The sequence below is a fragment of the Stutzerimonas kunmingensis genome (assembly GCF_900114065.1).
GTDB lineage: Bacteria > Pseudomonadota > Gammaproteobacteria > Pseudomonadales > Pseudomonadaceae > Stutzerimonas > Stutzerimonas kunmingensis.
The window spans coordinates 215835-242705 of record NZ_FORS01000006.1; the positions used below are offsets into that span (position 1 = coordinate 215835).

At 62.2% G+C, this 26871-nt stretch carries 22 protein-coding genes, 1 tRNA gene and 3 pseudogenes; 17 read left to right on the top strand and 9 right to left on the bottom strand.

Annotated elements, in window-relative coordinates; translation table 11 throughout:
* Positions 1-529 precede the first annotated feature (529 nt).
* From BM275_RS16015 to BM275_RS16075, 13 genes and pseudogenes are all read left to right on the top strand, one after another.
* Positions 530-2431 (top strand): acetyl/propionyl/methylcrotonyl-CoA carboxylase subunit alpha, encoded by a 1902-nt coding sequence (locus BM275_RS16015; protein WP_090522276.1) that lies wholly within the window; start codon positions 530-532, stop codon positions 2429-2431.
* Positions 2432-2593: 162 nt separating this feature from the next.
* Entirely contained in the window at positions 2594-3493 is a 900-nt protein-coding gene (locus BM275_RS16020; protein WP_090522277.1) for a hydroxymethylglutaryl-CoA lyase, read from the top strand.
* An 86-nt stretch (positions 3494-3579) separates the two neighbouring features.
* Entirely contained in the window at positions 3580-4275 is a 696-nt protein-coding gene (locus tag BM275_RS16025; protein ID WP_090522278.1) for a CoA transferase subunit A, read from the top strand.
* A gap of 4 nt (positions 4276-4279) precedes the next feature.
* Positions 4280-4909, top strand: coding sequence for a CoA transferase subunit B (locus tag BM275_RS16030; RefSeq protein ID WP_042923651.1), 630 nt, complete (start codon positions 4280-4282; stop codon positions 4907-4909).
* Between the two features lie 246 nt (positions 4910-5155).
* Positions 5156-6337: an acetyl-CoA C-acetyltransferase gene (locus BM275_RS16035; protein ID WP_041016198.1), complete on the top strand. Its 1182-nt coding sequence runs from the start codon at positions 5156-5158 to the stop codon at positions 6335-6337.
* A 77-nt stretch (positions 6338-6414) separates the two neighbouring features.
* Positions 6415-6813 (top strand): MerR family transcriptional regulator, encoded by a 399-nt coding sequence (locus BM275_RS16040; RefSeq protein WP_014597531.1) that lies wholly within the window; start codon positions 6415-6417, stop codon positions 6811-6813.
* 408 nt (positions 6814-7221) lie between these two features.
* On the top strand, positions 7222-8307 hold the full coding sequence (locus BM275_RS16045; protein ID WP_090522279.1) for a TRAP transporter substrate-binding protein: 1086 nt from the start codon (positions 7222-7224) through the stop codon (positions 8305-8307).
* A gap of 75 nt (positions 8308-8382) precedes the next feature.
* Positions 8383-8985 carry a TRAP transporter small permease subunit gene (locus BM275_RS16050; protein ID WP_011914296.1) on the top strand — a complete coding sequence of 201 codons (603 nt, stop codon included), beginning with the start codon at positions 8383-8385 and terminating at the stop codon, positions 8983-8985.
* 16 nt (positions 8986-9001) lie between these two features.
* Positions 9002-10372: a TRAP transporter large permease gene (locus BM275_RS16055; RefSeq protein WP_090522280.1), complete on the top strand. Its 1371-nt coding sequence runs from the start codon at positions 9002-9004 to the stop codon at positions 10370-10372.
* A gap of 75 nt (positions 10373-10447) precedes the next feature.
* On the top strand, positions 10448-11947 hold the full coding sequence (locus tag BM275_RS16060) for a sigma-54 interaction domain-containing protein (RefSeq protein WP_090522281.1): 1500 nt from the start codon (positions 10448-10450) through the stop codon (positions 11945-11947).
* A gap of 111 nt (positions 11948-12058) precedes the next feature.
* On the top strand, positions 12059-12457 hold the full coding sequence (locus BM275_RS16065) for a DoxX family protein (protein ID WP_090522282.1): 399 nt from the start codon (positions 12059-12061) through the stop codon (positions 12455-12457).
* A gap of 252 nt (positions 12458-12709) precedes the next feature.
* Positions 12710-14425, top strand: a complete 1716-nt coding sequence (locus tag BM275_RS16070) for a tannase/feruloyl esterase family alpha/beta hydrolase (protein WP_090522315.1) — start codon at positions 12710-12712, stop codon at positions 14423-14425.
* A gap of 268 nt (positions 14426-14693) precedes the next feature.
* Positions 14694-15956, top strand: a pseudogene (locus BM275_RS16075) (OprD family porin).
* 120 nt (positions 15957-16076) lie between these two features.
* Here the strand turns inward: BM275_RS16075 and BM275_RS22285 are convergent.
* The 4 genes and pseudogenes from BM275_RS22285 to BM275_RS22585 all read right to left on the bottom strand — a co-directional run bounded on the left by BM275_RS22285 (position 16077) and on the right by BM275_RS22585 (position 20272).
* Complete coding sequence (locus BM275_RS22285) at positions 16077-16238, bottom strand: hypothetical protein (RefSeq protein ID WP_165362610.1); 162 nt, start codon at positions 16236-16238, stop codon at positions 16077-16079.
* Positions 16239-16407: 169 nt separating this feature from the next.
* Positions 16408-16617 carry a hypothetical protein gene (locus BM275_RS16080; protein WP_042921263.1) on the bottom strand — a complete coding sequence of 70 codons (210 nt, stop codon included), beginning with the start codon at positions 16615-16617 and terminating at the stop codon, positions 16408-16410.
* A gap of 220 nt (positions 16618-16837) precedes the next feature.
* A complete protein-coding gene (locus BM275_RS16085; protein ID WP_167362172.1) occupies positions 16838-19345 on the bottom strand; it encodes a DEAD/DEAH box helicase in 2508 nt (835 codons plus the stop codon).
* Between the two features lies 1 nt (position 19346).
* Positions 19347-20272 (bottom strand): annotated as a pseudogene (locus BM275_RS22585) (HamA C-terminal domain-containing protein).
* A gap of 260 nt (positions 20273-20532) precedes the next feature.
* Between BM275_RS22585 and BM275_RS16100 the strand changes: the two are divergent.
* The 3 genes and pseudogenes from BM275_RS16100 to BM275_RS16110 form a co-directional block, all read left to right on the top strand.
* Positions 20533-21134 (top strand): annotated as a pseudogene (locus tag BM275_RS16100) (tyrosine-type recombinase/integrase); the annotation flags it as partial.
* 54 nt (positions 21135-21188) lie between these two features.
* Positions 21189-21467 (top strand): type II toxin-antitoxin system RelE/ParE family toxin, encoded by a 279-nt coding sequence (locus BM275_RS16105; protein WP_090522284.1) that lies wholly within the window; start codon positions 21189-21191, stop codon positions 21465-21467.
* A 12-nt stretch (positions 21468-21479) separates the two neighbouring features.
* Positions 21480-21785, top strand: coding sequence for a HigA family addiction module antitoxin (locus BM275_RS16110; RefSeq protein WP_090522285.1), 306 nt, complete (start codon positions 21480-21482; stop codon positions 21783-21785).
* An 83-nt stretch (positions 21786-21868) separates the two neighbouring features.
* On the opposite strand, the gene BM275_RS16115 is transcribed toward BM275_RS16110, so the two are convergent.
* The 5 genes from BM275_RS16115 to otsB form a co-directional block, all read right to left on the bottom strand.
* A tRNA-Met gene (locus BM275_RS16115) sits at positions 21869-21945 on the bottom strand.
* Between the two features lie 125 nt (positions 21946-22070).
* Entirely contained in the window at positions 22071-22970 is a 900-nt protein-coding gene (locus tag BM275_RS16120) for a DMT family transporter (RefSeq protein ID WP_090522286.1), read from the bottom strand.
* Entirely contained in the window at positions 22970-23614 is a 645-nt protein-coding gene (gene can, locus BM275_RS16125; protein WP_044316322.1) for a carbonate dehydratase, read from the bottom strand. Before can ends, BM275_RS16120 begins: the two co-directional genes overlap by 1 nt.
* A gap of 82 nt (positions 23615-23696) precedes the next feature.
* Positions 23697-25112, bottom strand: a complete 1416-nt coding sequence (gene otsA, locus BM275_RS16130; RefSeq protein ID WP_090522287.1) for an alpha,alpha-trehalose-phosphate synthase (UDP-forming) — start codon at positions 25110-25112, stop codon at positions 23697-23699.
* A 16-nt stretch (positions 25113-25128) separates the two neighbouring features.
* Positions 25129-25905, bottom strand: coding sequence for a trehalose-phosphatase (gene otsB, locus BM275_RS16135; protein ID WP_090522288.1), 777 nt, complete (start codon positions 25903-25905; stop codon positions 25129-25131).
* Between the two features lie 179 nt (positions 25906-26084).
* Here otsB and BM275_RS16140 point away from each other — a divergent pair, with 179 nt between their 5' ends.
* On the top strand, positions 26085-26627 hold the full coding sequence (locus tag BM275_RS16140) for a hypothetical protein (RefSeq protein WP_041016187.1): 543 nt from the start codon (positions 26085-26087) through the stop codon (positions 26625-26627).
* Positions 26628-26871 lie beyond the last annotated feature (244 nt).

Here is a 26871-nt window from a genome sequence, read left to right on the forward strand (position 1 = left end):
GTCGGGCGGCTGTGTCGGTCCTTGGCACCGCCCCCTCACCCCAGCCCTCTCCCCAAGGGGGAGAGGGAGTTGGTCTGTGCAATGGCTGGGCGGGAGTGCATATGCGTAGCAACGCCCCCTCGCCCCAGCCCGCTCCCCGGCACTCTTCCCAAGGAGGAGAGTATGTTGGCTTGTGCAGTGGCAGGGTGATTGTGCAGGGCCGCAGCACCGCCCCCTCACCCCAGCCCTCTCCCCAAAGCGGAGAGGGAGTTGGTCTGTGCAATGGCTGGGCGGGAGTGCATGTGCGTAGCAACTCCCCCTCGCCCCGGCCCGCTCCCAAAGAGGGAGATGGGGTTGGGTTGTGTGGGGTTTGGGAGCGGCTGCCTAACCATATCGTCCGCGCTCATGCCGCTGATCGCACATCAACCGGTCACGCCAATCATTGCCGAACCACTTCATTGCTTCGCCCCACTCCGTCATCCCCTCGCCCCTCAGGGGAGAGGGCTAGGGTGAGGGGAAACGCCTTCCAGGCCACGCAGGAATCACAAAAATGATAACGACCCTCCTGGTTGCCAACCGCGGCGAGATCGCCTGCCGCGTAATGCGCACCGCCAAGGCCATGGGCCTGACCACCGTTGCCGTGCACAGCGCCATCGACGCCAGCGCGCGCCATGCCCGCGAGGCCGATATTCGCATCGACCTGGGCGGCGCCAAGCCGGCCGAGAGCTACCTGCGCATCGACAAGCTGATCGAAGCAGCCCGCGCCAGCGGCGCCCAGGCAATCCACCCGGGCTACGGCTTTCTCTCGGAGAACGCCGAGTTCGCTCGCGCCATCGAACAGGCCGGGCTGATCTTCCTCGGCCCGCCCGCTTCGGCCATCGACGCCATGGGCAGCAAGTCCGCCGCCAAGGCGCTGATGGAAGAAGCCGGCGTGCCGCTGGTGCCGGGCTACCACGGTGAGGCGCAGGACGTGGCAATCTTCCGTGCCGCCGCGGAAAAGATCGGCTACCCGGTGCTGCTCAAGGCTACCGCCGGTGGTGGCGGCAAGGGCATGAAGGTGGTCGAGCGCGAGGCGGACCTGGCCGAGGCGCTTGCTTCCGCCCAGCGCGAGGCGCAGTCGTCGTTCGGCGATTCGCGCATGCTGGTCGAGAAATACGTGCTCAAACCGCGCCACGTGGAAATCCAGGTCTTCGCCGACCAGCACGGCAACTGCCTGTACCTCAACGAGCGTGACTGCTCGATCCAGCGTCGCCACCAGAAGGTGGTCGAGGAAGCCCCAGCCCCCGGTCTTTCCCCCGAGCTGCGCCGCGCCATGGGTGAAGCGGCGGTGAAGGCCGCGCAGGCCATCGGCTACGTTGGTGCCGGCACGGTGGAGTTTCTGCTCGACGCCCGTGGCGAATTCTTCTTCATGGAAATGAATACCCGCCTGCAGGTCGAGCACCCGGTCACCGAGGCCATCACCGGACTCGATCTGGTTGCCTGGCAGATTCGCGTCGCCCGCGGCGAGCCGCTGCCGATTCGTCAGGAACAGGTGCCGCTGATCGGCCACGCCATCGAGGTGCGGCTGTACGCCGAAGACCCGGACAACGATTTCCTCCCCGCCACCGGCACCCTCGATCTCTACCGTGAAGCAGCGGATGGCCCGGGCCGTCGCGTCGACAGCGGCGTCGCCGAGGGCGATACCGTGTCGCCGTTCTACGATCCGATGCTTGGCAAGCTGATCGCCTGGGGCGAGAACCGCGAGGAAGCGCGCCTCCGTCTGCTGGCCATGCTCGACCAAACCGCGGTCGGCGGCGTGCGCACCAACCTCGCGTTCCTGCGCCGCGTCGTCGGCCACCGCGCGTTTGCCGAGGCCGAGCTGGATACCGGCTTTATTCCGCGTCACGAAAGCGAATTGCTGCGTCCGGCTGGCGAGCTATCCGATGCGTTTTGGCAGCAGGCTGCGGAGTGCTTCGTGCAGACCGAACCGACCAAGGTACGCGGCGACGATGCCCATTCGCCGTGGTCCAAGCGCAGCGGGCTGCGTTTCGGCATGCCGGCGCAGATCAGCCTGCATCTGCAGTGCAATGGCGAAAGTCGCCGGCTGCGGGTCGACGCCACCGTACCGCAGTCGAACGTCCGTACACCCAAGGCGATTCGCCAGGGCAACCGGCTGTATCTGCAGTGGAACGGCGAATGGCTCGCGGTGACTACCTTCGACCCCATCGCCGCAGCCGAGGCCAGCCACCAGCACCACGGCGGTCTGACCGCACCGATGAACGGCAGCATCGTCCGCGTGCTGGTGGAAGCCGGCCAGCATGTCGAAGCCGGCACCGCACTGATCGTGCTGGAAGCGATGAAGATGGAACACAGCATCCGCAGCGCCCAGGCTGGCGTGGTCAAGAGCCTGTTCTGCAGCGAAGGCGAGATGGTCAGCGAAGGCGCGGTGCTGCTGGAGATGGAAGAGGCCTGAAGGATACACAAGGTGGACAAGGCTTCGCCATTGTCCACCCTACGCACGAACGCAAAGCCGTAGGGTGGAAAACGCCGCAGGCTTTTCCACCGGTAGCCGGACGCCTCGGCTGACACACATGAACCGGCGAGCCCGCCAATCGCGCTCGCCCCTGGAGGACATATGAGCCTGCCCAAACAGGTCCGGCTGGTCGAAGTCGGCCCGCGTGACGGTCTACAGAACGAGCAACAGCCGATCAGCGTGGCGGACAAGGTGCGCCTGGTGGACGACCTCAGCGCCGCCGGGCTGTCCTATGTCGAAGTCGGCAGCTTCGTCTCGCCTAAGTGGGTGCCGCAGATGGCCGGCTCCGCCGAGGTCTTCGCGCAGATCCAGCACAAGCCGGGCGTCACCTACGCGGCGCTGACGCCGAACATGAAGGGCCTCGAAGCGGCCATCGAGGCCGGCGTGAAGGAGGTCGCGGTGTTCGGTGCCGCCTCCGAAGCCTTCTCGCAGAAGAACATCAACTGCTCCATCGCCGAGAGCCTGGCCCGCTTCGCGCCGCTGATGGAGGCTGCCCGCGAGCAGGACATCCGTGTGCGTGGCTACGTTTCCTGCGTGCTCGGCTGCCCCTACGAAGGTGAAGTGGCGCCAGCCAAGGTCGGCGAAGTTGCCCGCGAGCTGTATGCCATGGGCTGCTACGAGGTTTCCCTAGGCGACACCATCGGCACCGGCACACCGGGCAAGACCCGCACACTATTCGACATGGTGGCTCGTGAAGTGCCGCGCGAACGGTTGGCCGGGCATTTCCACGACACCTACGGCCAGGCGCTGGCGAATATCTATGCCAGCCTGCTGGAGGGCATCGCCGTGTTCGACAGCTCGGTCGCCGGCCTCGGTGGCTGCCCGTACGCGAAGGGAGCCAGCGGCAATGTCGCCAGCGAAGACGTGCTGTACATGTTCAACGGTCTGGACATAGCCACCGGCATCGACCTCGACAAGCTGATCGCCGCCGGCCAGCGCATCAGCCAGCTGCTGGGGCGGGCCAACGGTTCGCGAGTCGCCCGCGCCAGGCAGGCCGGTTAGCGGCACCGATTTTGCTAAACCCTATTCGTCGGGCGGCCATCTATCGGACCACCCGGCACAGACAGAACAACAAGTAGAGGTAATTCATGAACAAGATTTACCCCAGCGCCGCCCACGCCCTGGAAGGCCTGGTCGAGGACGGCATGACCATCGCCGTCGGCGGCTTCGGCCTGTGCGGCATCCCCGAGCAGCTGATCACCGCCCTGCGCGACAGCGGCAAGAAGGACCTGACTGCCATCAGCAACAACGCCGGCGTCGACGGCTTCGGTCTCGGCCTGCTGTTGGAGACGCGGCAGATCAGCAAGATGGTTTCCTCCTACGTGGGTGAGAACAAGGAGTTCGAGCGCCAGTACCTGGCCGGCGAGCTGGCCCTGGAATTCACCCCGCAGGGCACCTTGGCCGAGAAGCTGCGTGCCGGCGGCGCAGGCATCCCGGCGTTCTACACCAAGACCGGCTACGGCACCCTGGTGGCAGAAGGCAAGGAAACCCGCCAGTTCAACGGCGAGTGGTACGTGATGGAAGAATCCCTCACCGCCGACCTGGCCCTGGTCAAGGCATGGAAGGCCGACAAGGCCGGCAACCTGCTGTTTCGCAAGACCGCGCGCAACTTCAACCCGCTGGCAGCGATGGCCGGCGAGGTCTGCGTCGTCGAGGTGGAGGAGATCGTCGAGACCGGCGAGCTGGACCCGGACCAGATTCACCTGCCGGGTATCTACGTGCATCGCATCGTGCACAACCCGAACCCGGAAAAACGCATCGAAAAACGCACGGTGAGGAGCTGAGACCATGGCCTGGACACGTGAACAGATGGCGCAACGCGCCGCCCAGGAGCTGCAGGACGGCTTCTACGTCAACCTCGGTATCGGCCTGCCGACCCTGGTAGCCAACTACATCCCCGAAGGCATGGACGTCTGGCTGCAGAGCGAGAACGGCCTGCTCGGCATCGGCCCCTTCCCGACCGAGGAAGAGATCGACCCGGACCTGATCAACGCCGGCAAGCAGACCGTCACCGCGCTGCCCGGCTCGAGCTTCTTCGACAACGCGCAGAGCTTCGCGATGATCCGCGGCGGTCACATCAACCTGGCCATTCTCGGTGCCATGCAGGTGTCGGAAAAGGGCGACCTGGCCAACTGGATGATCCCCGGCAAGATGGTCAAGGGCATGGGCGGCGCGATGGATCTGGTGGCCGGCGTCAAGCGCGTCGTAGTGCTGATGGAGCACACCGCCAAGGGCGGCGCGCACAAGATCCTGCCGGCCTGCGACCTGCCACTGACCGGTCTCGGCGTGGTCGACCGGATCATCACCGACCTCGGCGTACTGGACGTCACCGAGCAGGGCCTGAAGCTGGTGGAGCTGGCCGAAGGCGTCAGCTTCGAGGAGCTGCAAGAGGCGACCGGCAGCCCGATCCAGCGCTGAAACCTGGGTGCGGGAAGGACGCCGGAGCATACCCTCCCCGCCGCGTCTTCCCGCCTGCCCTGAACGCAACAAGCCGGCGGCGCGCCAGCACTGGCCAGTCACTTAGGCGCCCGTATACTGCGGCATTGGCCGGCCTGCGAGGCCGCTTCTCCTGTGTCGTTCGAGGGCACCCTTTCCCGGAGCCAGGCCGCGCGCCTGGCCCTCGCGTTACGCCCCGGCGTAGCGCCTTTTTATTCGGAGTCCGTCATGCAAGACGTCGTCATCGTAGCTGCAACCCGCACCGCCATCGGCAGTTTCCAGGGCGCGCTGGCCAATGTGCCGGCGGTCGAACTGGGCGCCACCGTGATCCGCGCCCTGCTGGAAAAAACCGGCATCGACCCGGCCCAGGTCGATGAAGTCATCCTCGGCCACGTGCTCACCGCCGGCGCCGGGCAGAACACCGCGCGCCAGGCCTCGATCAAGGCCGGCCTGCCCCACGCCGTACCGGCCATGACACTGAACAAGGTCTGCGGCTCGGGCCTCAAGGCTGTGCATCTGGCCGTACAGGCGATCCGCTGCGGCGACGCCGAGGTGGTCATCGCTGGCGGTATGGAGAACATGAGTCTGGCACCCTACGTCATGCCCGGCGCGCGCACCGGCCTGCGCATGGGCCACGCACAGATGGTCGACAGCATGATCACCGACGGACTGTGGGATGCCTTCAACGACTACCACATGGGCATCACCGCAGAGAACCTGGCCGACAAGTACGGTATCGACCGTGCGCAGCAGGACGCCTTCGCTGCCCAGTCCCAGCAGCGCGCCGCCGCTGCCATCGAGAGCGGCCGCTTCGATGCCGAGATCACCCCGGTGCTGATCCCGCAGCGCAAGGGCGATCCGCTCGCCTTCGCCCGCGACGAGCAACCCCGCGCCGGCACTACGGCCGACTCCCTCGGCGGCCTGCGCGCAGCGTTCAAGAAGGACGGCAGCGTCACCGCCGGCAACGCTTCGACCCTCAACGACGGCGCCGCCGCGGTGGTGCTGATGAGCGCCAGCAAGGCCGAGGCCCTGGGCCTGCCGGTACTGGCGAAGATCGCCGGTTACGCCAACGCTGGCGTCGACCCGGCGATCATGGGCATCGGCCCGGTTTCCGCCACCCGCCGCTGCCTGGAAAAAGCCAGCTGGTCGCTGGCCGAACTGGACCTGATCGAAGCCAACGAAGCCTTCGCCGTGCAGGCGCTGTCGGTGGGTAAGGAATTGGGCTGGGATGCCGATAAGGTCAACGTGAACGGCGGCGCCATCGCCCTCGGCCACCCGATCGGCGCCTCAGGCTGCCGCATCCTGGTGACCCTGCTGCACGAGATGCAGCGCCGCGATGTTCGCAAGGGCCTGGCAACACTGTGCATCGGTGGTGGCCAGGGAGTAGCCTTGGCAGTCGAACGCCCCTGAGCGCACCGTCGCGGCAGGGCATGCTGGCAGACACGCGCCCGGTTCGCCGGGCGCGACAGAGGATGATCGGAAGAATCATGGCGAAACAGACCTACAGTATTTCCGACCTGGCCAATGAGCTGGATATCACCACTCGCGCCATCCGCTTCTACGAAGAACAGGGCATGCTCACGCCGACCCGCCGCGGTCAGGAACGCATCTATTCACCCAAGGATCGCGTCGCGCTGAAGCTGATCCTGCGCGGCAAGCGCATCGGCTTCTCATTGGCCGAATGCAAGACGCTGATCGAGCTGTACGACCCCAAGGCCGGCAACCAGAAGCAGCTGAACATCATGCTGCAGATGATCGCCGAGAGGCGCCAGCAGCTGGAGCAGCAGCTACTCGACATCCAGCAGATGCAGCTGGAACTGGACACCGCCGAGGAGCGCTGCCGCAGCGCCCTGGAAAGCACCCTGGCCAAGCAAGCCGCCAGCTGATCGCACACCCCCGCTCTACTCCTCTCATCCGGCGTCGCGCCCCGCGCAACGCCGGATTTTGTTTGTCCAGCAGTCAGTCATTGCGACCGTCCATGGAGCTGGACATGTTCCAGAATTCCGGACACCGCCGCGTGTTTACCTGAGCAGTGTCTGCCGCAGTGGACACCGCTATCGCCCTGCAATCATCCGAATGCCGCTGCAGAGCGCGCCTTTCCTCGCTCCCGAGCGATAGGCACAGAACCTGCAATCCACCCCGCGACGCCAGAACAAACCAAAGAACAAGACTGGCGCCGGATCGGCAGCATCGGCTCGGCCTCTGTTCTTGTTCTGGCCTGTTAACGCCCTCGACCCACGGGCGGTTACGCGTCCGCCCTCGGGCACCAGAACAACAACAAGAAGGAAACCTGCATGTCGACCAAGAACAAACTCTCCCGTATCGCCTGCGCCATCGGTGCGACCACCCTGCTCGGCGCCAGCCTGCTCAGTGGCGTCGCCAGCGCCGCGGAAAAGATCCGCTGGCAGGTGCCGCTGGCCTTCCCTTCCCACCTGATCGGCCTCTCCACTCCGGTCAAGCATCTTTCCGAATCGCTCAAGGCCGTGTCCGGCGGCGATATCCAGCTGCGCTACTACGAGCCGGGCGAGCTGGTGCCGCCGTTCGAGATCATGGATGCGGTGAGCAGCGGCAAGTACCCGGCCGGCTACACCTGGATCGGCTACGACCAGGGCACCATTCCGGCCCTGCCGCTGTACTCCGGCGCGCCGTTCAACATGGAGCCGCCGGCGCACCTGGCCTGGTACTACCAGGGCGACGGCAAGAAGCTGCTCGAGGAGATCTACGCCGAGCGCAACATTCACCCAATGCTGTGCAGCATCATCGGCCCGGAAGGCGCCGGCTGGTTCGCCAAGCCCATCGAGAAGCTGGACGACTTCGATGGCTTGCGCATCCGCTTCGCCGGTATCGGCGGCAAGGTGCTGGAAAAGCTCGGCGCCTCGGTGACCATGGTGCCGGGCGGCGAGATCTACCAGGCGCTGGAGCGCAAGACCATCGACGCCACCGAGTTCTCGCAGCCGGCGGTGGACAAGATGCTCGGCCTGGACCAGATCATCAAGAACTACATCATGCCCGGCTGGCACCAGACGCTGACCACCTCTCACCTGCTGGTGAACAAGGACGTCTGGGACAAGCTCAAGCCGGAAAGCCGCGCACTCATCGAGATGGGTTGCGAGGCGGCCACCCTCAAGGGCTTTGCCGAAAGCGAGTGGGCCCAGCCGACCGCGCTGCGTGACTACCAGAAGCAGGGCGTGAAGGCCCAGGTGCTGCCTGAGCCGGTACTGCGCGAGCTGCAGAAGGTCACCGACGAGGTGCTCGACGAGATGGCCGCCAAGGACGAGATGTTCAAGCGCGTGCTGACCAGCCAGCGTGAGTTCATGCAGCACCACTCGATCTGGCACGGCATGGGCTATCTGCCGCGCGACTTCTACAAGTACGACTGACGGCTGCGCTGCAGCTCGCGGGCACGGCGACGTGCCCGCCTCCTATCCCTGTGTGCCGAGATTCCGAGGTCCGCCGTGTCCTTCAAGCCCGTCTCTCCCGATGCGCCAGCGCCCGACGCGCTGCCGTACAACCGTATTTCGCGGCCGCTGGACCGCCTGCTGGTCGCCATCGGCCAGGCCAGCGCCTGGCTCTGGCTGGCGGTTCTGCTGGTCGTGCTGGCCAACGTGTTCAGCCGCTTCGCCCTCTCGCGCGGTTCCATTGCGCTGGAAGAACTGTCCTGGCACCTGTTCGGCGCCGCCCTGATGCTCGCCCTCGCCTACGCCGTGGTGCGCGACGACCATGTGCGCGTCGACGTGTTGCGCGAGCGCTTCAGCCTGCGCAGCCAGGCCTGGATCGAGCTGCTGGCCATCGCCCTGCTGGCGCTGCCGGTGATCGTGCTGATGATCGATGCGCTGATCCCCTACGCCTACAAGGCCTACCTCTACAACGAACGCTCCCAGGCGCCCAGTGGGCTGCCCTACCGCTTCATCTTCAAGAGCGTGCTGCCCATCGGCCTCGTGCTGGTGGCGCTGGCGCTGCTGTCCCGCGCGTTGCGCTGCAGCACCCTGCTGTTCAATTTCCCGCGGGCCCTGACGGCCCCCTCGGACGAGCGCGACCGCACTCGTTCGCAGCCCTGATGGAGTAGTCGCAATCATGGGTCTGGAAGAAATCCTCGTCATCGCCATGTTCGCCAGCTTCATGGGCCTGCTGCTGCTCGGCTTCCCGGTCGCCTGGTCGCTGGCCGGCATCGGCCTGCTGTTCGCCGTGGTCGGCTATGTGCTGGTGGAACACTTCGACGCCAATCTCTGGTTTACCTGGGACGGCACCATCGGCGTGCTCGACGCGCGCATCTACGGCATCGTCGCCAATGAGCTGATGGTGGCCCTGCCGCTGTTCATCTTCATGGGCATCATGCTCGACCGCTCCGGCATCGCCGAACGCCTGATGCACAGCCTGGTGCGCGTGCTCGGCCCGCTGCGCGGCGGCTACGCGGTGACCGTGGTGGTGGTCGGCATCCTGCTCGCCGCCTCCACCGGCATCGTCGGCGCCTCGGTGGCGCTGCTCGGCATGCTCTCCATCCGGCCGATGCTGCAGGCCAACTACAACAAGAGCCTGGCGGTGGGCACCGCCTGCTCGGTGGGCACCCTGGGCATCCTGATTCCGCCGAGCATCATGCTGGTGCTGATGGCCGACCGCCTCGGCACCTCGGAAGCCTCGGTGGGCAAGCTGTTCATGGGCGCGCTGATCCCCGGAATGATGCTGGCGCTGATGTACGTGCTGTACATCGTGGTCGTCGCCTGGCTGAAGAAGGACTTCGCCCCCGCCCCGGTCAACCGGCAAAAGCTCGACGCCCGTGCCCTGCTCGACGTGTTCTGGGCCGTGGTCCCGCCGCTGGCGCTGATCTTCGCCGTGCTCGGCTCGATCTTCTTCGGTATCGCCACCACCACCGAGGCCTCCGCCGTCGGCGCCTTCGGCGCCTTGCTGATGGCCGCGGCCAGCCGCCGCCTGAATCTGCCGGTGCTCAAGGATGCGCTGTACCAGACCAGTCGCACCGCCGCCTTCATCTTCGGCATCTTCATCGGCGCCACGGTGTTCGCTGCGGTGCTGCGCGGCCTGGGTGGCGACGACGTGATCCGCGCGGCGCTCACAGGGCTGCCGTTCGGCCAGACCGGCGTGCTGCTCACCGTGCTGGCGATCACCTTCCTGCTGGGGTTCTTCCTCGACTGGGTGGAGATCACCCTGATCATCCTGCCGCTGGTGGCGCCGGTTCTGTTCTCCATGGGCGTCGATCCGCTGTGGTTCGCGATCCTTTTCGCGCTGTGCCTGCAGACCTCGTTCCTCACGCCACCGGTGGGCTTCGCGCTGTTCTACATCAAGGGCGTCTGCCCGCCGGGCATCACCACCCGCGACGTCTACCTCGGCGTGCTGCCGTACATTGTCATCCAGCTGATCGGCCTGGCCCTGGTGTTTTACTTCGCCCCGCTGGCCACCTGGCTGCCGAACGAGGTTTATTCCCAGCCGTGAGCATGCCCGGCTGCCTTGCCCGTGGCAGCCGGGGCCAACCATAATCGGTCGCCCCAGAACGGACCCTGACTGCCCATGAGCATTGCCCGCGACGCACTCGACAACCACGGCCTGATCGTCGGCGTATCCCCGGAACGCTTCCGCGCCGTGGCCATGCCGCTGCTGTTCGATCACCTGAACGCGCAGTGCGAGGGCACCATCGCGGTCAACCGCCAGGCGCGCATCGTCTGGATCAACGACAAGTACGCCGAGAAGGTCGGCATTCGCGATCCGGCCAGCGTGCTCGGCAAGGAAATCGAAGAAGTCCTGCCGGCCAGCCGCCTGCGCGAGGTGGTGGAAAGCGGCCTGCCGAGCATCATCGACCTGATGGCCTTCGGCGACGAGCACTTCGTCGTCACGCGCATTCCGCTGCGCGACGAGGACGGCACCCTGGTCGGCGCGCTGGGCTTCGTGCTGTTCGACCGCGCACGGCATCTCAAACCGCTGATGTCCAAGTACACCAGCCTGCGGACGCAGTTGGTCGCCACGCAGAACGAATTGGCCAAGGCGCGCCGGGCGCGGTACGCCATCGCCGGCTTCATCGGTAACAGCCCGGCCGCCAGCGAGATCAAGCGCCAGGCGCGGCGCGCCGCGCAGCTCGATGCCACCGTGCTACTGCGCGGCGAAACCGGCACCGGCAAGGAGCTGCTGGCCCAGGGCATCCATAACCTGTCGCCACGGGCGCGCGGCCCCTTCGTCGCGGTCAACGTCGCGGCGATCCCGGAAAGTCTGGTCGAGGCCGAACTGTTCGGCACGGCCCCCGGCGCCTTTACCGGCGCCGACCGCAAGGCGCGCATCGGCAAGTTCGAGGTGGCCAATGGCGGCACGCTGTTCCTCGACGAGATCGGCGACCTGCCCCTGCCGCTACAGGCCAAGCTGCTGCGCGTGCTGCAGGAACAGGAGGTCGAGCCGCTCGGCTCCAATCAGGTCAAGGCGCTCAACGTGCGGGTGATTGCCGCGACGCATATCGACCTGGAAGCCAAGGTCACCGCCGGCCAGTTCCGCGACGACCTCTACTACCGCCTCAACGTCCTCGCCCTGCGCGTGCCGCCGTTGCGCGAGCGCGCCAGCGACATCCCCGCCGTGGTCGAGCACCTGCTCGACGACATCGCCAACCGCTCCGGCCAGCCGCCCATGGAGCTGAGCCCCGAAGCGCTGGCGCTACTCTGCGCGCAACCCTGGCGCGGCAACGTGCGCGAGCTGGGCAATCTGCTGGAGCGCGCGCAACTGTCCGCCGACGGCCCGCAGCTGCAGGCGGCACACTTGATGCCATTGCTCGGCGATCAGGCGCGCCCGGTAGACGCCAGCAGCCACCTGGCAGCCGTGTCTCCACCTGCTCAAGCCGCAGCGGCAGCCAGTCTCGAAGAACTGCCGCTGCAACCGCTGGCCCAAACCATCGCCCAGGCCGAGCGTCGCGCGCTGCAGAGCGCACTGGCCGCCTGCAAGGGCAACCGCCGGCGCGCCGCGATGGAGCTCGGCATCTCCCGCGCCAGCCTCTACAGCAAGCTGCAGCAGCATGGCCTGAGCCAGCGCTGAGCGGTCTAACCCGCGGCTTGGCCGTCATTGACGACGCGGCAATGTCATAGCGGCTGATCTACATTGGAGGCAGGGCCGCCGATTCCCGGCGCCGCAAGGGAACGCGCAACGATGACAGACGATGCAGGCAAACTGATTCTCAGACTGGCAGTCGGCGTGCTGATGCTGCTGCATGTCATCCATAAACTGCTGCACGGCGTCGATGGCATCGCCGGCATGGTGGCCGGCATGGGCCTGCCGACGGTCCTCGCCTACGGCGTCTATCTGGGTGAGGTGGTCGGGCCGCTGCTGGTGATCCTTGGCCTTTACACCCGCCTCGGCGCTCTGCTGATGCTGGGCAACATGGTCGTCGCGCTGGCGCTGGCGCACCGGGCCGAACTGTTCGACATCGGGCCGATGGGCGGCTGGGCCATCGAACTGCAGGGCCTGTTCCTGTTCGGCTCGCTGGCCATCATGCTGCTCGGCGCCGGGCGCTACAGCGTCGGCGGGATCAACGGTCGCTACAACTAGCCACCCGAGTGTCCGGCGCAGCGGACAGTCGTCCAGCGCGCCGGACATCGCTTCACCTGAGCTCCGCCGCGCCGAACATCTTTCTGCCTCCCCCAACGGCTTCCGCATCCCCGCCCTAGAGCCCTCGCCCCGACGGCGATGACCGGCTATCGCCTGCTCTCCCCTCCTTCCGCCGGCTGGCATGTCATTGGCTTGAGCGCTTATGCGCCCGACCCGGCGCATCGGCTCGACAACAACAAGAAGGAAGCCCCAATGATGCCTATCCGTAGCAATCCGTTAACCCGCCGCGCGCTGCGCCTGACGCCCTTGGCGCTGGCGCTACTTGCCGCCGAATCCGTGCAGGCGGCGACCTGCACCGAACTGCTTGGCCGCGAGATACCGGCCCAGACCATCGGCCTGCCCAGCAGCGGCGCGCGCGTCACCGCAGCGACCCCTATCGCGGCTGGCGGCAGCGCACCGCAGACGTTCGGCGCCTACTGCGACCTCAGCGCCGAGATTCGTCCTGTCGACCCCGCCGCACCGGCAATACGCATGCGCCTGGTGCTGCCCGAACAGTGGAACCGCAAGGCGATGATGCTCGGCGGCGGCGGTTACAACGGCACGGTGCCGAACGTCGCCGGCAACGTACCCGCTGGCCCCGTCGATCAACCCACACCGCTCGGCCGTGGCTACGCGGTGTTCGGCAGCGATTCCGGGCATGTGGCCGATCCGCTGAGCCCCGGCTCCTTTGCCTGGAACGACGAAGCCCTGGCCAACTACGCCCACGACGCGCTGAAGAAAACCCGCGATGCCGCCGTCTACCTGATCGAACAACGCTACGGCGCCGCGCCCGAGCGCAGCTATTTCGCCGGCGGCTCCACCGGTGGCCGCGAGGCGCTGGCGGTGGTGCAGCAATGGCCGACCGACTTCAACGGCGCCATCGTCCTCTACCCCGCCTACAACGCCCTGGCGCTGGACCTGCAGTTCGGCCGCATCACCCGCGCCCTCGCCCAGCCCGGCGCCTTTCCCAGCCTGGAGAAGCGCGCCGCACTGCTGGAAGCCGCGATGCAGGCCTGCGACAAGTTGGATGGCGTGCGCGACGGCGTGATCAGCCATCAGGCGGCATGCAATGCGCAGTTCGACCCGGCCCGCGCCAGGCTCAACGGCAAACCGCTGCGCTGCCCGGGCGGTGCCGATACCTCGCAGCGCTGCCTGTCGGATGCGCAGATCCAGGCGCTGCGGGTGTTCAACAGCCCGATCCGCTTCAACTTCCCGCTGGCCAGCGGCGAAACCCACTACCCCGGCTTCAACACCTGGGGCACCGACCTCGGCCGGCCGGGTGAAGGCCTGCAGCTGGTGGTCAACCGCCTCGGCCTCAATACCCTGCAACCGAGCGATCCGATGCCCGTGCACGGCACCGGCTTTGCCGAGGGCGCGCCCTACCATTCCGGGTTTTGGGATGAATGGGTGCGCTACTTCGTGACGCGCAACCCCACCTTCAATTCGCTGACCCTTGACCCGCAGAATCCCGGCCCGTGGCAGGCGCGCATCAGCGAGCTGTCGCTGCGCCAGGACGTCAACCAGACCGACCTCACCGCCTTTGCCCGCAACGGCGGCAAGATCCTCATGGCCCACGGCAGTTCCGACCAGCTGGTGAGCACCCGCGCCACCGCCGAGTATTACGAGCGCGTGCGCCGCGACATGGGCCCGGGCAGGACCAAGCACTTCCTGCGCTACTACGAGATCCCCGGCTACGGCCACGCCGCCAGCACCGTGTTCAACGCCGCCTGGGATTCACTGACCGCGTTGGAAGACTGGGTCGAACAGGGCCGCGCGCCGCGCAGGCAGGTCGTTGCCGATAGCGTCGGCGTGCCCGGCCGCACCCGCCCGCTGTGCGAATACCCCGGCTGGCCGAAGTACGTCGGCAAGGGCGACGTGAAAGCCGCGTCGAGCTTTGTCTGCGTCAAGAGTCGCAGGGGCACGCGCTGATCTGATCCGGCGCCGGTCTCACCCGCCGGCGCCGTCCAGTCTGCCCGACTGGACACCTCGACCCCGCAGAACACCACCGTCCGCCATACATGTCCAGTCCAACGGACGCACCGCAGCCCTCGCGGCAAGCCCAGCCAACCGCCCATAGATCGCTCTACCACGCGCCATCGCGGCGGGTGGCCACTCGAGCGCCACGACTGGCACGCCTTTCGCTCTATGCCCTGTAGCCGCCCGAGAGCGGCCCAAAACAACAACAAGAGGAAATACCATGCGACTGCACCACAAATCCCTCTGCCACATTCTCTGCGGCGGCGCCGTAGTGATCGCCACCCACCCCGCCAGCGCCGCCTTCGTCGAAGACAGCAAGGCCAGCATCGACCTGCGCAACTTCTACATGAACCGCGACTTCCGCTCCGGCACCGGCCAGTCCAAGGCCGAGGAATGGGCTCAGGGCTTCATGCTGAAAATGGAATCCGGCTACACCGAAGGCCCGATCGGCTTCGGCGTGGACGCCATCGGCCTGCTCGGCGTGAAGCTCGACTCCAGCCCCGACCGCGTCGGCACCGGCATCCTGCAGAGCGACCGCGAAGCGCCCAACCGCGCCCAGGACGACTACGGCTCCGCCGGTGTGACGGCCAAGGCCAAACTGTCCGCCACCACCCTGCACATCGGCACCCTGCAACCCATCCTGCCAGTGGTGATGCGCAACGACAGCCGCCTGCTGCCGCAGACCTATCGCGGCACCTGGCTGCAGAGCAAGGAGATCGAAGGCCTGACCCTGGACCTCGGCAAGCTCGACCGCGTCAACCAGCGCAACTCCTCGGATAACGAGGAAATGACCGCCTTCAACGGCGGCCGCCGCAACATCCAGTTCGGCAGCCAGACCAGCAGCGACGAATTCCTCTTCGCCGGCGCGCGCTAAGCCTGGTCGCCCGAGCTCAGCACCAGCTACTTCTACGGCGGGCTGGACGGCATCTACAAGGAGCACAACTTCGGCCTGGTTCATGTCCTGCCGCTCGGCGACAAGCAGAGCTTCAAGACCGACCTGCGCTACGTGCACCAGACCGACGACGGCGGCAGCAACGTCGACGCCGATGCCTTCGGCGCCATGTTCACCTACAAGCTCGGCGGCCACGCCTTCGGCGCCGGCTACCAGCAGCTCAACGGCGACACCGGCTTCGCCTACATCGCCGGCAGCGACAACTCGCTGGTCAACCTGGTGCAGATCAACGACTTCGGCAACGAGGACGAACGCTCCTGGCAGGTCCGCTACGACTACGACTTCGCCGCCATGGGCATCCCCGGCCTGAGCCTGATGACGCGCTACCTATCCGGCGACAACGTCGACCGCGGCCCCGGCGCCAGCGAAGGCAATACCTGGGAACGCAATACCGACCTCGCCTACGTGTTCCAGAGCGGCCCGCTGAAGAACCTCGGCCTGCGCCTGCGCAACGCCACCACCCGCAGCAACTTCGGCAGCGATCTGGACGAGAACCGCTTTATCGTCAGCTACAGCCTGCCGCTCTGGTAAGCACCACGCCGCAGCACCTCTCCTCGTTGGACTTCGCCGGGCCCCGCGCCCGGCTTTTTTCCGGGCATAAAAAAAGGCGACCCTCGGGCCGCCTCTTCTTCTATTGCTTCGCCTCTCGGCTCAGCCCTGCTTCGTATTACGCCGCAGAATCTCGTTCACCCGCTCCGCGGTATACACCCGCTTCGCCTCGTCGCTCGGCTTGTGCCGAACATCGAGCATCACACCCGCACTGATTGCCAACACACAAACGATCACCGAGACCGCAGACAGCAACGTATTCATCACACGCCCTTCAGACACCAAAGAAAACCGCTAGCGGAGGATGGCTCCCCGCGAAATGGCGCCGATTCTGCGCCGCGCCACGGGTAACGTCAACGGCGAGAGAAGGCGCCACAGCCCGCTGATACCGCGGCCTCAGAAGAACCTGTTTGCCAGCCTAACGCCCCAGCTTTCACGGCACCGCAATCTGCAAACTGCCCAAGGCAAACCGCACAAACACCGCCCAACCGACGGCACTGATCAGACCCAACGCCAGATAACCCACCACAATCCCCAACGCGATCTGCTTCCACAGCCCGGCATGGGGATCACGGTTGTAAACAACCGGCTCCACGGAATGAACATCCCGCTCGGCACGGATCTCATCGAAACGGTCACGCATGGTTTACCTCGGTAAACGGAACAGCAAAGAGAGGAACGAAAAAAGGCGGCTAGCTTTGGCTAGGCGCCTTTGGATGTCCAGTGGTGCAGCCAGACGGGTGAGCGGAGCATTATGAATCCGCTACGCCCCGCCCCATTGAGCCAGAAAGCCCCATAAAACAAGCCTATTCAGCTCATACCTCATCAAGCCTGGGTTTTATGAAATTATGAAAATGTAGTCACTACCTATGACCAAGAATGTCTTTGACTTCATTCATACAGACTCTAGGCATTTTCAAACCAGAAAAATCTATTGACAACAAGATAGAGATGTAATCCTCTATTTCTTCTGGATTACCCCAATTAAAAGCTCTTTTTAAACGGATCGCTGTAAATCTAGAAAAGCCGAGAGACATTAAGCTTAGCTCAACTGGCGAGCACAAACCAAACTCAAGAAATGTATGATATGGTGCCTGCCTTGCTTCATGCTCTTGAAAGCCTTTAGATAACAGGCAATGTTTAATCACATCTTCATAAGCACTGAAATATTTTACCAACTTGAATCTAACGTCCGTCTCAATTGTCTTCAACAGCTGCCTAATTATTGTTGAAGTTTTTTCTGACTCATCCTCTTGCTTCCTATAATTAACACGATTGTTTATTAGCGCACTAATCTCCACGCCTGTCGCCCATTGATGAGCAAGGTTTGCTACCAAATTTCTATACTTCTGATTTTCAGCCCACCCAAAAACCTCGGAAATTATCTCTATAGCACTGCACATCTTCTTATACCCCCCAACTTGAAAGGGGTTAATTAATGAGAAATGCTCAGTATATAACGCTCCCCATAGCTTATCCTGCAGCTTTTGAAGATGATCCGGTCGCAAGCCGCTGTGCGAGTCAATAATTTCCTGCGGAACACTTATCTCTAGACTATTTACATAATCTATATTCTTTGAAAGAATTTCTATATTATCTCGCGTCTCATACTTAGATAGAACCTCCTCCTCACCCAGCGCTTTAGTTTCTTGATATAGCCTACTAAGCCCGGCCTCAGCAAAACTTTTATCATCGCTATCAATAGAGCCAGACAACAGCTGTGTAATTAGCTCACCGCCGTCATCCATTAACTTAGACATCGAAGCTTTGATTTCTTGAAGCTTCTCACCTGTATATGATGCTTCGCTCCAGCCACTAGGCCTAATACACCAGATGTTTCCATGAAACTCCTGAAGCAGCCTTCCTGCCCGACCAGATAGATTTAGAAAATCTGACCGACTCATCGGTCTATCACCACTATGCGGGTCTTCAATTACAATATGTTTAGCGGGTAAATTAACTCCTTGAAGAAGAGTACTTGTGCAACATAGAAATCTAATCTCTGTCGCCTTAAATAAATCTTCAATACCCGCCCTTACAATTGACGGCATGTCGCCATAGTGCACAGCAATTCCTTTCTGAAGCGTTTTTGCCAGAGGGTACTCCTCATGGACTTCAGACCTTATAAAGTTTATAAAGTCTCTCACCTCTTCAGATGACTCATAATCACTGTCTATATCAAGCAGCTCTTCGGCAACAGATTCTGCATCACCAGGGCCATTTGCAAAAATAATGGTTGATTCATTTTCTCTCGTAATTAGACTTGCAAATTCGGCCCTTTGTCTAGCTTTGCCACCTCTAAACTTAAAGCCAACCGGAACTACTCCAAGATCAAAATTCCGATTTGCCGCAAGCAAGGATAACTTCACTTTATCCGTCTGCCTTAATGCCTCGGAAACCAATATAAGATTCTGAGATACCGGCGACCTTGTCTCGGTAAAGAACATCCCCTGATCTTGCCGACCGAATAAACTTAGGAAGTACCCTGGATTACTTATCAGTGGACTAGCAAAAAACACTGACGCACCGGGATGTAGACTTAGAGCTAGATCCACAGCGCTTTGCAAGGTAATACCCCTATTACCCTTTTGAATCTCATGAGCTTCATCTACAAATATAGATGTTATTTTTCTTTTATTATTATCGGGCTTCAGCAAACTTAACAGCCGCTCCGGTGTAAGAACATAAATTACATTCTTAATCTCAGAGCTTTCCTTCACGGGAAACGGAGCGCTTCTAACCACAACACCAGATATTTCACGCACTTTAAGTGTTTGCCTGATTCGCGTAGAAACTTCAGATATCAGAGCCCTTGTTGGAACTATATAGACGATATTCGCCTCTTTCCCCGCCTTCAGCCGTCTAACCAGGTCAAGGTTCAGTATGAAGGACTTACCTGCCGATGTAGGTGCCGATATGCTTAAAGACCTCTGCTCTTCAAGGCTAGTATAAAATTTATACTGAAAATCTGTTAGGGCGATTCCGTCGTCGGTTGTATTTTCAACCTCTCTCGCAATACGCTCCAAGGAAAGTGTAAGCGCAGGAGAAAAGCTCTCCAACTCACTATATCTCTTTCTCAGCAACTCTCTTCCGGGGAAATTGCCAAGCCTAGACAATATTATATCCGCCGCCTGAGTTATTTTTTCTTTATGGGAAGACTCAGACTCAACCAGCCTACTTATTACCTCATAAGCTAGCGATAGATCATCTGAATCGTCCGAGACGGACAAAATTGATGCCAAGCCAATAAGTCTACGTATCTCGTCAAATTCAAGAACATCAAAATCATGTCTACCAGGCAACAGCCGGTAAATACTACCAATAAAAAGCTTATTTATGTCAGACTGAAAATCCTTTTCATTAAAACGCATATCAATCCAAGGCCTCGTTGAATTCGTTCCTAAAATTCTGAACAGATGGGAAAGGCATAAAGAACACATCAAATCTCAGATGCGTCCTTGCAAAGCCCGCCAACTTTGCATCTAGCTTTTCTGCAATCAACGACGTTTCCAACAGAAATTTATTTCTGAAATCAACCGAGAGCTCACGACCACTATTATTGCGTTGATTATTGTATGCATCCCAGTTATAGCCTATTAGGCATGCATGATTCACTCTTGCATTAGGCCCGGGCTCGCCAAGCCTTATATGCTCAGTTACGGCTTTCTGCACCTCTTCATCTGCGTATTTGAAGTGCTTTGTTATCATTGTGAACTCATGCTTATAGACCTCATCAGCATGAAAGCTTTCAATACTTTCTAGAGCGGATTAATAGCAGAATCGACATCTCGATACAGCTTTGACTCGCCAAAGTAAAAGTCCACTATCTGATCATCTTCATGCCATCGGGCATGTATCCCATCAGACCCGTTAGCCTCAAGCTTCCTGTTAGTCTTAAGCTCCATCTTAGAAACAATCTGCGGGGCGCTTATAATTGATTCAATCAAGAAAAACAGCAAAGCCTCTCCGGCCTCACCAGTTTTATCTGGGCTTTCATCGGTAATATCAGGATGACGAAACAGCTTTCGGGCTTCTTTCGTCAAAATCGTTGACTCTTTTGCAGTTAGTGGCGAAGACCTATTTTTGGCCGCAATACAATAGTGAATGATGTATTGATAAAGTAACTCAGCAAGCGCCTTGGACATAGGGCGGCCGTTCCCATCAAACTTCAGATGATGGAAACGTAGATTGGTCGTTAGATTCTTTATTTTTTGAGTATGCTCAATTGAGTCTAAGCAAGTAGCATAATCGCCAGGCTCGATAGCTATAAATTGGTGAATATCTGCTAATTTGACCATTCCCTGTCTCTCTTTTCACGGGCGTGCCAGCGCCTAGCTACTTCTTTTGTGATCGCTATCCGCGTTTGGATTGGCCAAGTTTCGGTTGGCTTCGTCATAGGCGGGGCTCGTCTGGCGATTCTCTGGCATCACTTCGCCAGTAAGCAACCACCACCTATAGCTAGGGTATAGCTTCCCTAGTATCTCGATCTCATCCGCACCGACACGCGCCCTTCCCCGCTTGATGTTCACCCAGCGCGGATAGTCGGTCTCGCCAGCCTTTGATCCGGCGCGGTGCCTGGGTAGGAAAGAATCCGCTCGCCAATGTCCGGCAGATCAAGACGGATCAGGTAGAGCTGACCTTTCTCACCCTGCCGCAGATCCGCCAGTTGCTCGAAGAGTGCAAGCGCTCCACCAACAATCACACCTACCCCGTCGCCCTGTTCTACTTGGCTACCGGCGCCCGCAGGGACGAAGCCGAGTCGCTGACCCGTGCCGCGATCTACAGTGGCAAGGCTCACTTCCATCGCACCAAGAATCGCCAGTCGAGATCCGTGCCGATTCCGAAAGATGTTGAGGATCTGGCATTGAAGGTGGGCATGCCTGGAAACGGCCGGCTATTCATGCCCTGCAGGTCGGCTTTCCGGTGTGCCTACAAGCGTTGTGGCTTCGACACACCGGGCCAAATGACCCACATCCTGCGGCACACCTTCGCCAGTCACTACATGATGGCCGGTGGTGACATTCTCGGCCTGCAACGGATACTGGGGCACTCGTCGATCACGATGACCATGCGCTATGCGCACCTGTCGCGGATCATTTGGAATCGGCACTGCGGCTCTCGCCACTAGCCCAAACCGGTCACGCCATTGGCACGTGTTGACGAAGTAGCCAATAGGCGTATGATTCATTAACGCTTAACGTTAAGGATTAAAGCGTGATACTGAGTTTCAGATGCGATGAAACCCGGTCCCTGTTTGAATCAGGAAGCTCCAGGCGCTGGGGAAACATTCTGACTGTCGCAACGCGGAAGCTCGCGATGCTCAATGCGGCCACAGAGTTGCGCGACTTGCGCTCTCCACCCGGTAATAGGTTGGAGCTGCTGCAGGGCAACCGGGCCGGGCAGCACAGCATCAGGATCAATGACCAGTGGCGGATCTGCTTTGTCTGGACGGACGCAGGCCCGATGCAGGTCGAAATCGTCGATTACCACTGAGGAGGTGGCTACATGGCAATCAACGGCATGCGCCCCATTCACCCTGGTGAAGTGCTGCGCGAAGAGTTCTTGGAGCCGCTGGGTATCACTCCCGCTGCACTCGCTCGCGCTCTGCATGTATCGGCGCCGACCATCAATGACATTGTGCGGGAACGTCGCGGTATCACTGCTGATACGGCTATCCGCCTGGGTCGCTATTTCGATACGTCCGCTCAGTTCTGGATGAACCTGCAAACCGAATATGCACTGGCAACGACCTACGCCGAGGCAGGCGAAGAGATCGAGCACGAAATCGAACCGCTGCGGGCGGTCGGTTAAGGGTCGTGGTCAAGCCGTAGTCACTTTGTAGTCACCGGCACAAACAAAAAAGGGGCTAGCTTTCGCTAACCCCTTGTTTTGTCTGGTGGCTACACCGGGACTTGAACCTGGGACATCAGCATTATGAATGCTGCGCTCTAACCAACTGAGCTATGTAGCCAAGTGGCGCGCATTATTCTCTGGTCGGTTTGGGCTGTCAACCCTGGCTCCGCAGATTTTTTATCCTTTTCAAACGGTTAGTTACGAACGGTCAATGGCGCCTAGGACGCGCCATGTGGGGCGCCGCTAGCGAAATGACGGCCGCGTGGCCAGCAGCAGGCCGGCGAAGATCAGGGTGCCGCCGATCCAGTGGAAGGGTTGCAGGGCTTCGCCCAGCAGCAGCCAGCCGAGCAGCGCGGTGAACACGGGCATCAGGTAGCTGGCCATGGCGGCCTTGGCGGCGCCGACGACTTTTACGCCGTGGTTCCAGGCGAGGTAGGCGATCAGCGAAGCGAACACGGCGGTGTAGCCGATGGCGCCGAGGTTGGCCGGTGTGGCGGCGAAGCCCCCTACCCGGCTCAGCTCGTACAGGTAGAACGGCAGGATCAGCGGCACGCCCAGCAGCATCAGCACGCCGAGCAGCACCAGCGGGGGCACGGTGAGGAAACCGGACCAGCGCCGCAGCAGCAGCGTGTACAGCGCCCACACCAGCACGGCGAGCAGCATGATGAGGTCGCCGGCCTTGAACGACAGGCTGGCAAAGGTCTGCCAGCTGCCACGGCTGATCAGGTAGAGCAGCCCCGCCGCCGCCACGGCCATGCCGAACCAGGCGCGGCGCAGTGGCCATTCACCGAGCAGGAAGCCCGCACCGATAAAGGTCGCCAGTGGCAGGCAGGTGTTCACCAGCGTCAGGTTGATCGCTTCGGTGCTTTGCGCAGCGGTGTAGAGCAGCGAGTTGTAGCTGGCGATGCCGAGCGCGGCGATCACCGGCAAGCGCCAGCCGGCAGCACGCAGGGCCGCTCGATGGGTCCAGATGCCTTTCGCCACGAAGGGCAGCAGCAGCGTAGTGGCCAGCACCCAGCGCCAAAAGGACAGGCTCAGCGGCGGGATCTGGTCATAGAAGGCACGTGCCACCAGCGCGTTGCCGCTCCAGCAGAGCACAGCGATGAGCAGACCGGCGAATGCCGGGGCGTGGCGGCTGTTCATCAGGCGTTACGCAGCGGACGCAGGCGGTATTGCGATGGCAGCTGATCGAGCCCGCTGACGGTGACGTTGAGGTTCTTCCACAGGCCATCCTTGATGCCGTAGATGCAGCCATGCACGGCCAGCGGCTGGCCGCGGTGCCAGGCGTTCTGGACGATGGTGGTGTGGCTGACGTTGGCGACCTGCTGGATCACGTTGAGCTCGCACAGGCGGTCGACCTGCTCCTCTTCGCTGGCCAGCTTGGACAGGTGCACGCGATGCTCGTAGTAGAGGTCGCGGATGCTGCGCAGCCAGCCGTCGATCAGGCCCAGCTGGTCGTCACGCATGGAGGCGCGCACGCCACCGCAGCCGTAGTGGCCGGTGACGAGGATGTGTTTGACCTTGAGCACGTCGACTGCGTACTGGATGACCGACAGGCAGTTGAGGTCGGTGTGCAGCACGACATTGGCGACGTTGCGATGAACAAAGAGATCGCCCGGCAACAGACCGACGATCTCGTTGGCGGGCACGCGGGCATCGGAGCAGCCGATCCACAGGTATTCCGGCGCCTGCTGCTTGGACAGTTTCTCGAAGAAGGTGGGGTCTTCTTCCTTGATGGCCTCGGCCCAGCGGGCGTTGTTCTCGAACAGCGGTTCCAGCTCGCTCATCTACGTTGTCCCTATGGTTCGGCCCCGCACCTTACGAGCCGGCCTGGCCTTTGACAAGCAAGGCCGGCTCGCGCGCGGGCGATCAGTCCGGCTCGACGAGTTCTTCCGTCTCGATGACCGTGGTGCTGGGCTGGGAGACGTACGAACGCAGGTCACGCATGAAGTTGTCGCGCCAGGCATCCAGATCGGCGGCACGAATGGCGCGCATCAGGTGCTCGTAGCGGTCCTTGCGTTCGGCCAGCGGCATGCTCAGCGCGCGGTCGAGGGCTTCGGCCATGCCGACGCAGTCGTACGGGTTGACGATCAGCGCGGAGGTCAGCTCGCGTGCGGCGCCGGCGAAGCGCGACAGCACCAGCACGCCGGGATCTTCCGGGTCCTGCGCGGCTACGTATTCCTTGGCGACCAGGTTCATGCCGTCGCGCAGCGGCGTGACGAAGCCGACGTCGGCGGTGCGGAACAGGCCCATGAGCACGCGGCGGTCGTAGCTCTTGTTGAGGTAGTGCAGCGGCGTCCAGTCAAGATCGGACAGGCGCCCGTTGAGATGCCCGGCCTGGCTCTCGAGCTGCTCGCGGATGTGCTGATAGGTGCGCACGTCGGAACGCGAGGTCGGCGCGATCTGCAGGAATTCGACGTTGTTGCGGTGTTTGGGATAGCGGTCGAGAAACTCTTCGTAGGCGCGGAAGCGTTCCACCAGGCCCTTGGAGTAGTCCAGGCGGTCGACCGAGATGATGGTCTGGCGCGTCGCGTCGCTGGCGCGGCGCATCGGATGGGCTCGGCCTTTGTAGCCTTCAGCGAGTTTCTGGATTTCGTCCGGCACCACACCGATCGGGTACACCCCGGCGCGGAAGTTCTGCCCGTAGGCGGTCAGGCTGCCGTCCGGCTCGATCACACCGCGCACTTCGCGGGTGATGTAGTCCTGGAAGGCCAGGCGGTCGGTGTCGGTCTGGAAGCCGATCAGGTCGTAGTAACAGAGGGTCTTCAGCAGCTCGTTGTGCGGCGGGATGGCGGTGAGAATTTCCGGTGCGGGAAACGGGATGTGCAGGAAGAAGCCGATGCGGTTGCGGATGCCCAGCTGCCGGCAGGCCTCGGCGAACGGGATCAGGTGGTAGTCGTGAATCCAGATGATGTCGTCGGGCTTGAGCAGCGGTAGGAGCTTCTCGGCCAGCATGCCGTTGACCCGCCGGTAGCCGTCGTATTCTTCGCGGCTGTAGCGCGCCAGGTCGATACGGTAGTGGAAGATCGGCCAGAGCGTGTTGTTGGAGAAGCCGCGGTAGTACTGGTCGTAGTCACGCTTGTTCAGCGGCAGCGTGACGTAGGTGATGTTGCCCACTTCCTCGGCGTTGATCGTCGGGGTCGCGCTGATCTCGCCACTCCAGCCGAACCAGATGCCACCGGCCTGGCGCAGCGCATCGTAGACACCGACGGCCAGCCCTCCGGCGGCTACCTTGCCCGGTTTGATTGGCGCCACGCGGTTGGAAACCACTACTAAACGGCTCATGGCAGTAAATCTCGCTCTAGTCGGGTTTTATTCTGGGTTCGGCCGGTACACCGAGTTCGTTCAGCAGCGCTTCGATCCAGCTGCCGACGGCAGCCACCGACGCCACCCGTTCGCGGGCCTCGCTGGGGCCGTCGCCGACCTTGATGGACCGACCGTCGAGCGCATTGACGGCGGCAAAGCCGGCTTCGTCGGTGAGATCGTCGCCAAGGAACACGGGAGTGCAGCCGGAGAACGGCGCTTCCTGCATGAAGGCGCGGATCACCTCGCCCTTGCTCGCGCCGCGGGGCTTGAGTTCGAACACGCACTTTCCGGGCTGCAGGGTCAGTACCTCGGCGTAACGCTGGGCGAAGTCTTCGGCGAGTGTGCGGGCAACCTCCTCCAGCTCCGGCGCCTGACGAAAATGCAGGGCAAAGGCGACGCTCTTGTTCTCCAGGTGCAGGCCGGGATGCTCGCTGCAGGCCTGCTGCAACTCACGCTGGATGCGCTCCAGCGCTTGATTGTCGAGTGCCAGGTTGCGCAGCTCACCCGTGGCATCACGGCGCTCGGCACCGTGCACGCCGGCGGCGGGAAGTTGCAGGGGCGCCAGCAGCGCATCGAGCTGCGCGAGCGGTCGGCCGGAGATCACGGCGACGGGAATGCCTCCGGCATGCAGGCGTTCCAGGGCCGCGAGGGTGGCCGGTGGAATGAAGACGAGTTCCGGTCGGGGCTGAATCTCAGCCAGCGTTCCGTCGACATCGAAGAAGAAGGCGTAGCGCCGGGGCTCTGGCGCGGGTTGGTCGTTTTGATCATTCATGCAGAGTAGGACTCCGGATCACGCGCGGTGGTTCGTCCCCTTTTTCTCAAGACGCTCAGGCATCTACGGCCGCAGGAAAGGATGGACCCGAATGGCGTTATCGGCCAGCCGACGCCCTGAATCTTCCCAGGGCGACCGGGTCACAACCTGCATGACCGACGTTCTGACAGGAGACGATCATGAGCGATCAAAAACCCTACACCCCAACGGAAATCGACAACACCGAAGACCGCATGGGCTCCATCGAACAGCTCGATTTCGATCAGCGCCGTGACGAGCGCAAGGGCCGCATCGGTGACGAAGTGCCCGGTGAGCAGGTGGCCGACGAGTTCACCGCCGAACGTGCCGCCGAAGCAGGCATGACCGCGGGTGAAGTCCCGGATGGCGAGACCACAATGGACGACATGTCTCCGGAAACGCTGATCCCCGAGGACGGCGCACGCTCACCGAGCGAACGCGGCCATGGCGAGCCGGCGGATCAGGACCTGAGCGTGGTTTCCGAGCATGAGATCGGCGCCGATGTGGATCTCGACGAGGCCGAACTCGGCCGCTACGACCCGCTCGACGGCAAACCCTGGGACGGCCCCGCCAAAGGCGACGAAGACACCGGCCTCAGCGGTGGCGATGCGGTATTGCGCGAGGACGACAGCGTGCTGTCGGACGAAGAACTGGAAGGCGAAGCCCCACTGGATTCCGGACGGGACAAGCGGCCGGGGGAATAAAGCGGAGCCATTTGCCGCACTCGGTAGGCGGAAGCGACATGGCCCCGGAGCTCATAAGGCCTCGGCTTACTTCGTAGATGTAGGGTGGATGTCGCCTTTTACATCCACCTTGACGCGAACACGGTGGATCGGTGAAGCGTGATCCACCCTACGAGGCCGGCAACATTCAGAGCTTGGCAACAGCGAGACGTGGGCGCCGACGAGCTCCGGCCGCCGGAGCCTCTGCCCTAGGTATCAGTCCAGT

Coding starts and splice junctions, on each gene's coding strand:
- BM275_RS16015 (WP_090522276.1), top strand. CDS start 530: ATGATAACGACCCTCCTGGTTGCCAACCGCGGCGAGATCGCCTGCCGC.
- BM275_RS16020 (WP_090522277.1), top strand. CDS start 2,594: ATGAGCCTGCCCAAACAGGTCCGGCTGGTCGAAGTCGGCCCGCGTGAC.
- BM275_RS16025 (WP_090522278.1), top strand. CDS start 3,580: ATGAACAAGATTTACCCCAGCGCCGCCCACGCCCTGGAAGGCCTGGTC.
- BM275_RS16030 (WP_042923651.1), top strand. CDS start 4,280: ATGGCCTGGACACGTGAACAGATGGCGCAACGCGCCGCCCAGGAGCTG.
- BM275_RS16035 (WP_041016198.1), top strand. CDS start 5,156: ATGCAAGACGTCGTCATCGTAGCTGCAACCCGCACCGCCATCGGCAGT.
- BM275_RS16040 (WP_014597531.1), top strand. CDS start 6,415: ATGGCGAAACAGACCTACAGTATTTCCGACCTGGCCAATGAGCTGGAT.
- BM275_RS16045 (WP_090522279.1), top strand. CDS start 7,222: ATGTCGACCAAGAACAAACTCTCCCGTATCGCCTGCGCCATCGGTGCG.
- BM275_RS16055 (WP_090522280.1), top strand. CDS start 9,002: ATGGGTCTGGAAGAAATCCTCGTCATCGCCATGTTCGCCAGCTTCATG.
- BM275_RS16060 (WP_090522281.1), top strand. CDS start 10,448: ATGAGCATTGCCCGCGACGCACTCGACAACCACGGCCTGATCGTCGGC.
- BM275_RS16065 (WP_090522282.1), top strand. CDS start 12,059: ATGACAGACGATGCAGGCAAACTGATTCTCAGACTGGCAGTCGGCGTG.
- BM275_RS16070 (WP_090522315.1), top strand. CDS start 12,710: ATGATGCCTATCCGTAGCAATCCGTTAACCCGCCGCGCGCTGCGCCTG.
- BM275_RS22285 (WP_165362610.1), bottom strand. CDS start 16,238: ATGAATACGTTGCTGTCTGCGGTCTCGGTGATCGTTTGTGTGTTGGCA.
- BM275_RS16080 (WP_042921263.1), bottom strand. CDS start 16,617: ATGCGTGACCGTTTCGATGAGATCCGTGCCGAGCGGGATGTTCATTCC.
- BM275_RS16085 (WP_167362172.1), bottom strand. CDS start 19,345: ATGCGTTTTAATGAAAAGGATTTTCAGTCTGACATAAATAAGCTTTTT.
- BM275_RS16110 (WP_090522285.1), top strand. CDS start 21,480: ATGGCAATCAACGGCATGCGCCCCATTCACCCTGGTGAAGTGCTGCGC.
- BM275_RS16120 (WP_090522286.1), bottom strand. CDS start 22,970: ATGAACAGCCGCCACGCCCCGGCATTCGCCGGTCTGCTCATCGCTGTG.
- can (WP_044316322.1), bottom strand. CDS start 23,614: ATGAGCGAGCTGGAACCGCTGTTCGAGAACAACGCCCGCTGGGCCGAG.
- otsA (WP_090522287.1), bottom strand. CDS start 25,112: ATGAGCCGTTTAGTAGTGGTTTCCAACCGCGTGGCGCCAATCAAACCG.
- otsB (WP_090522288.1), bottom strand. CDS start 25,905: ATGAATGATCAAAACGACCAACCCGCGCCAGAGCCCCGGCGCTACGCC.
- BM275_RS16140 (WP_041016187.1), top strand. CDS start 26,085: ATGAGCGATCAAAAACCCTACACCCCAACGGAAATCGACAACACCGAA.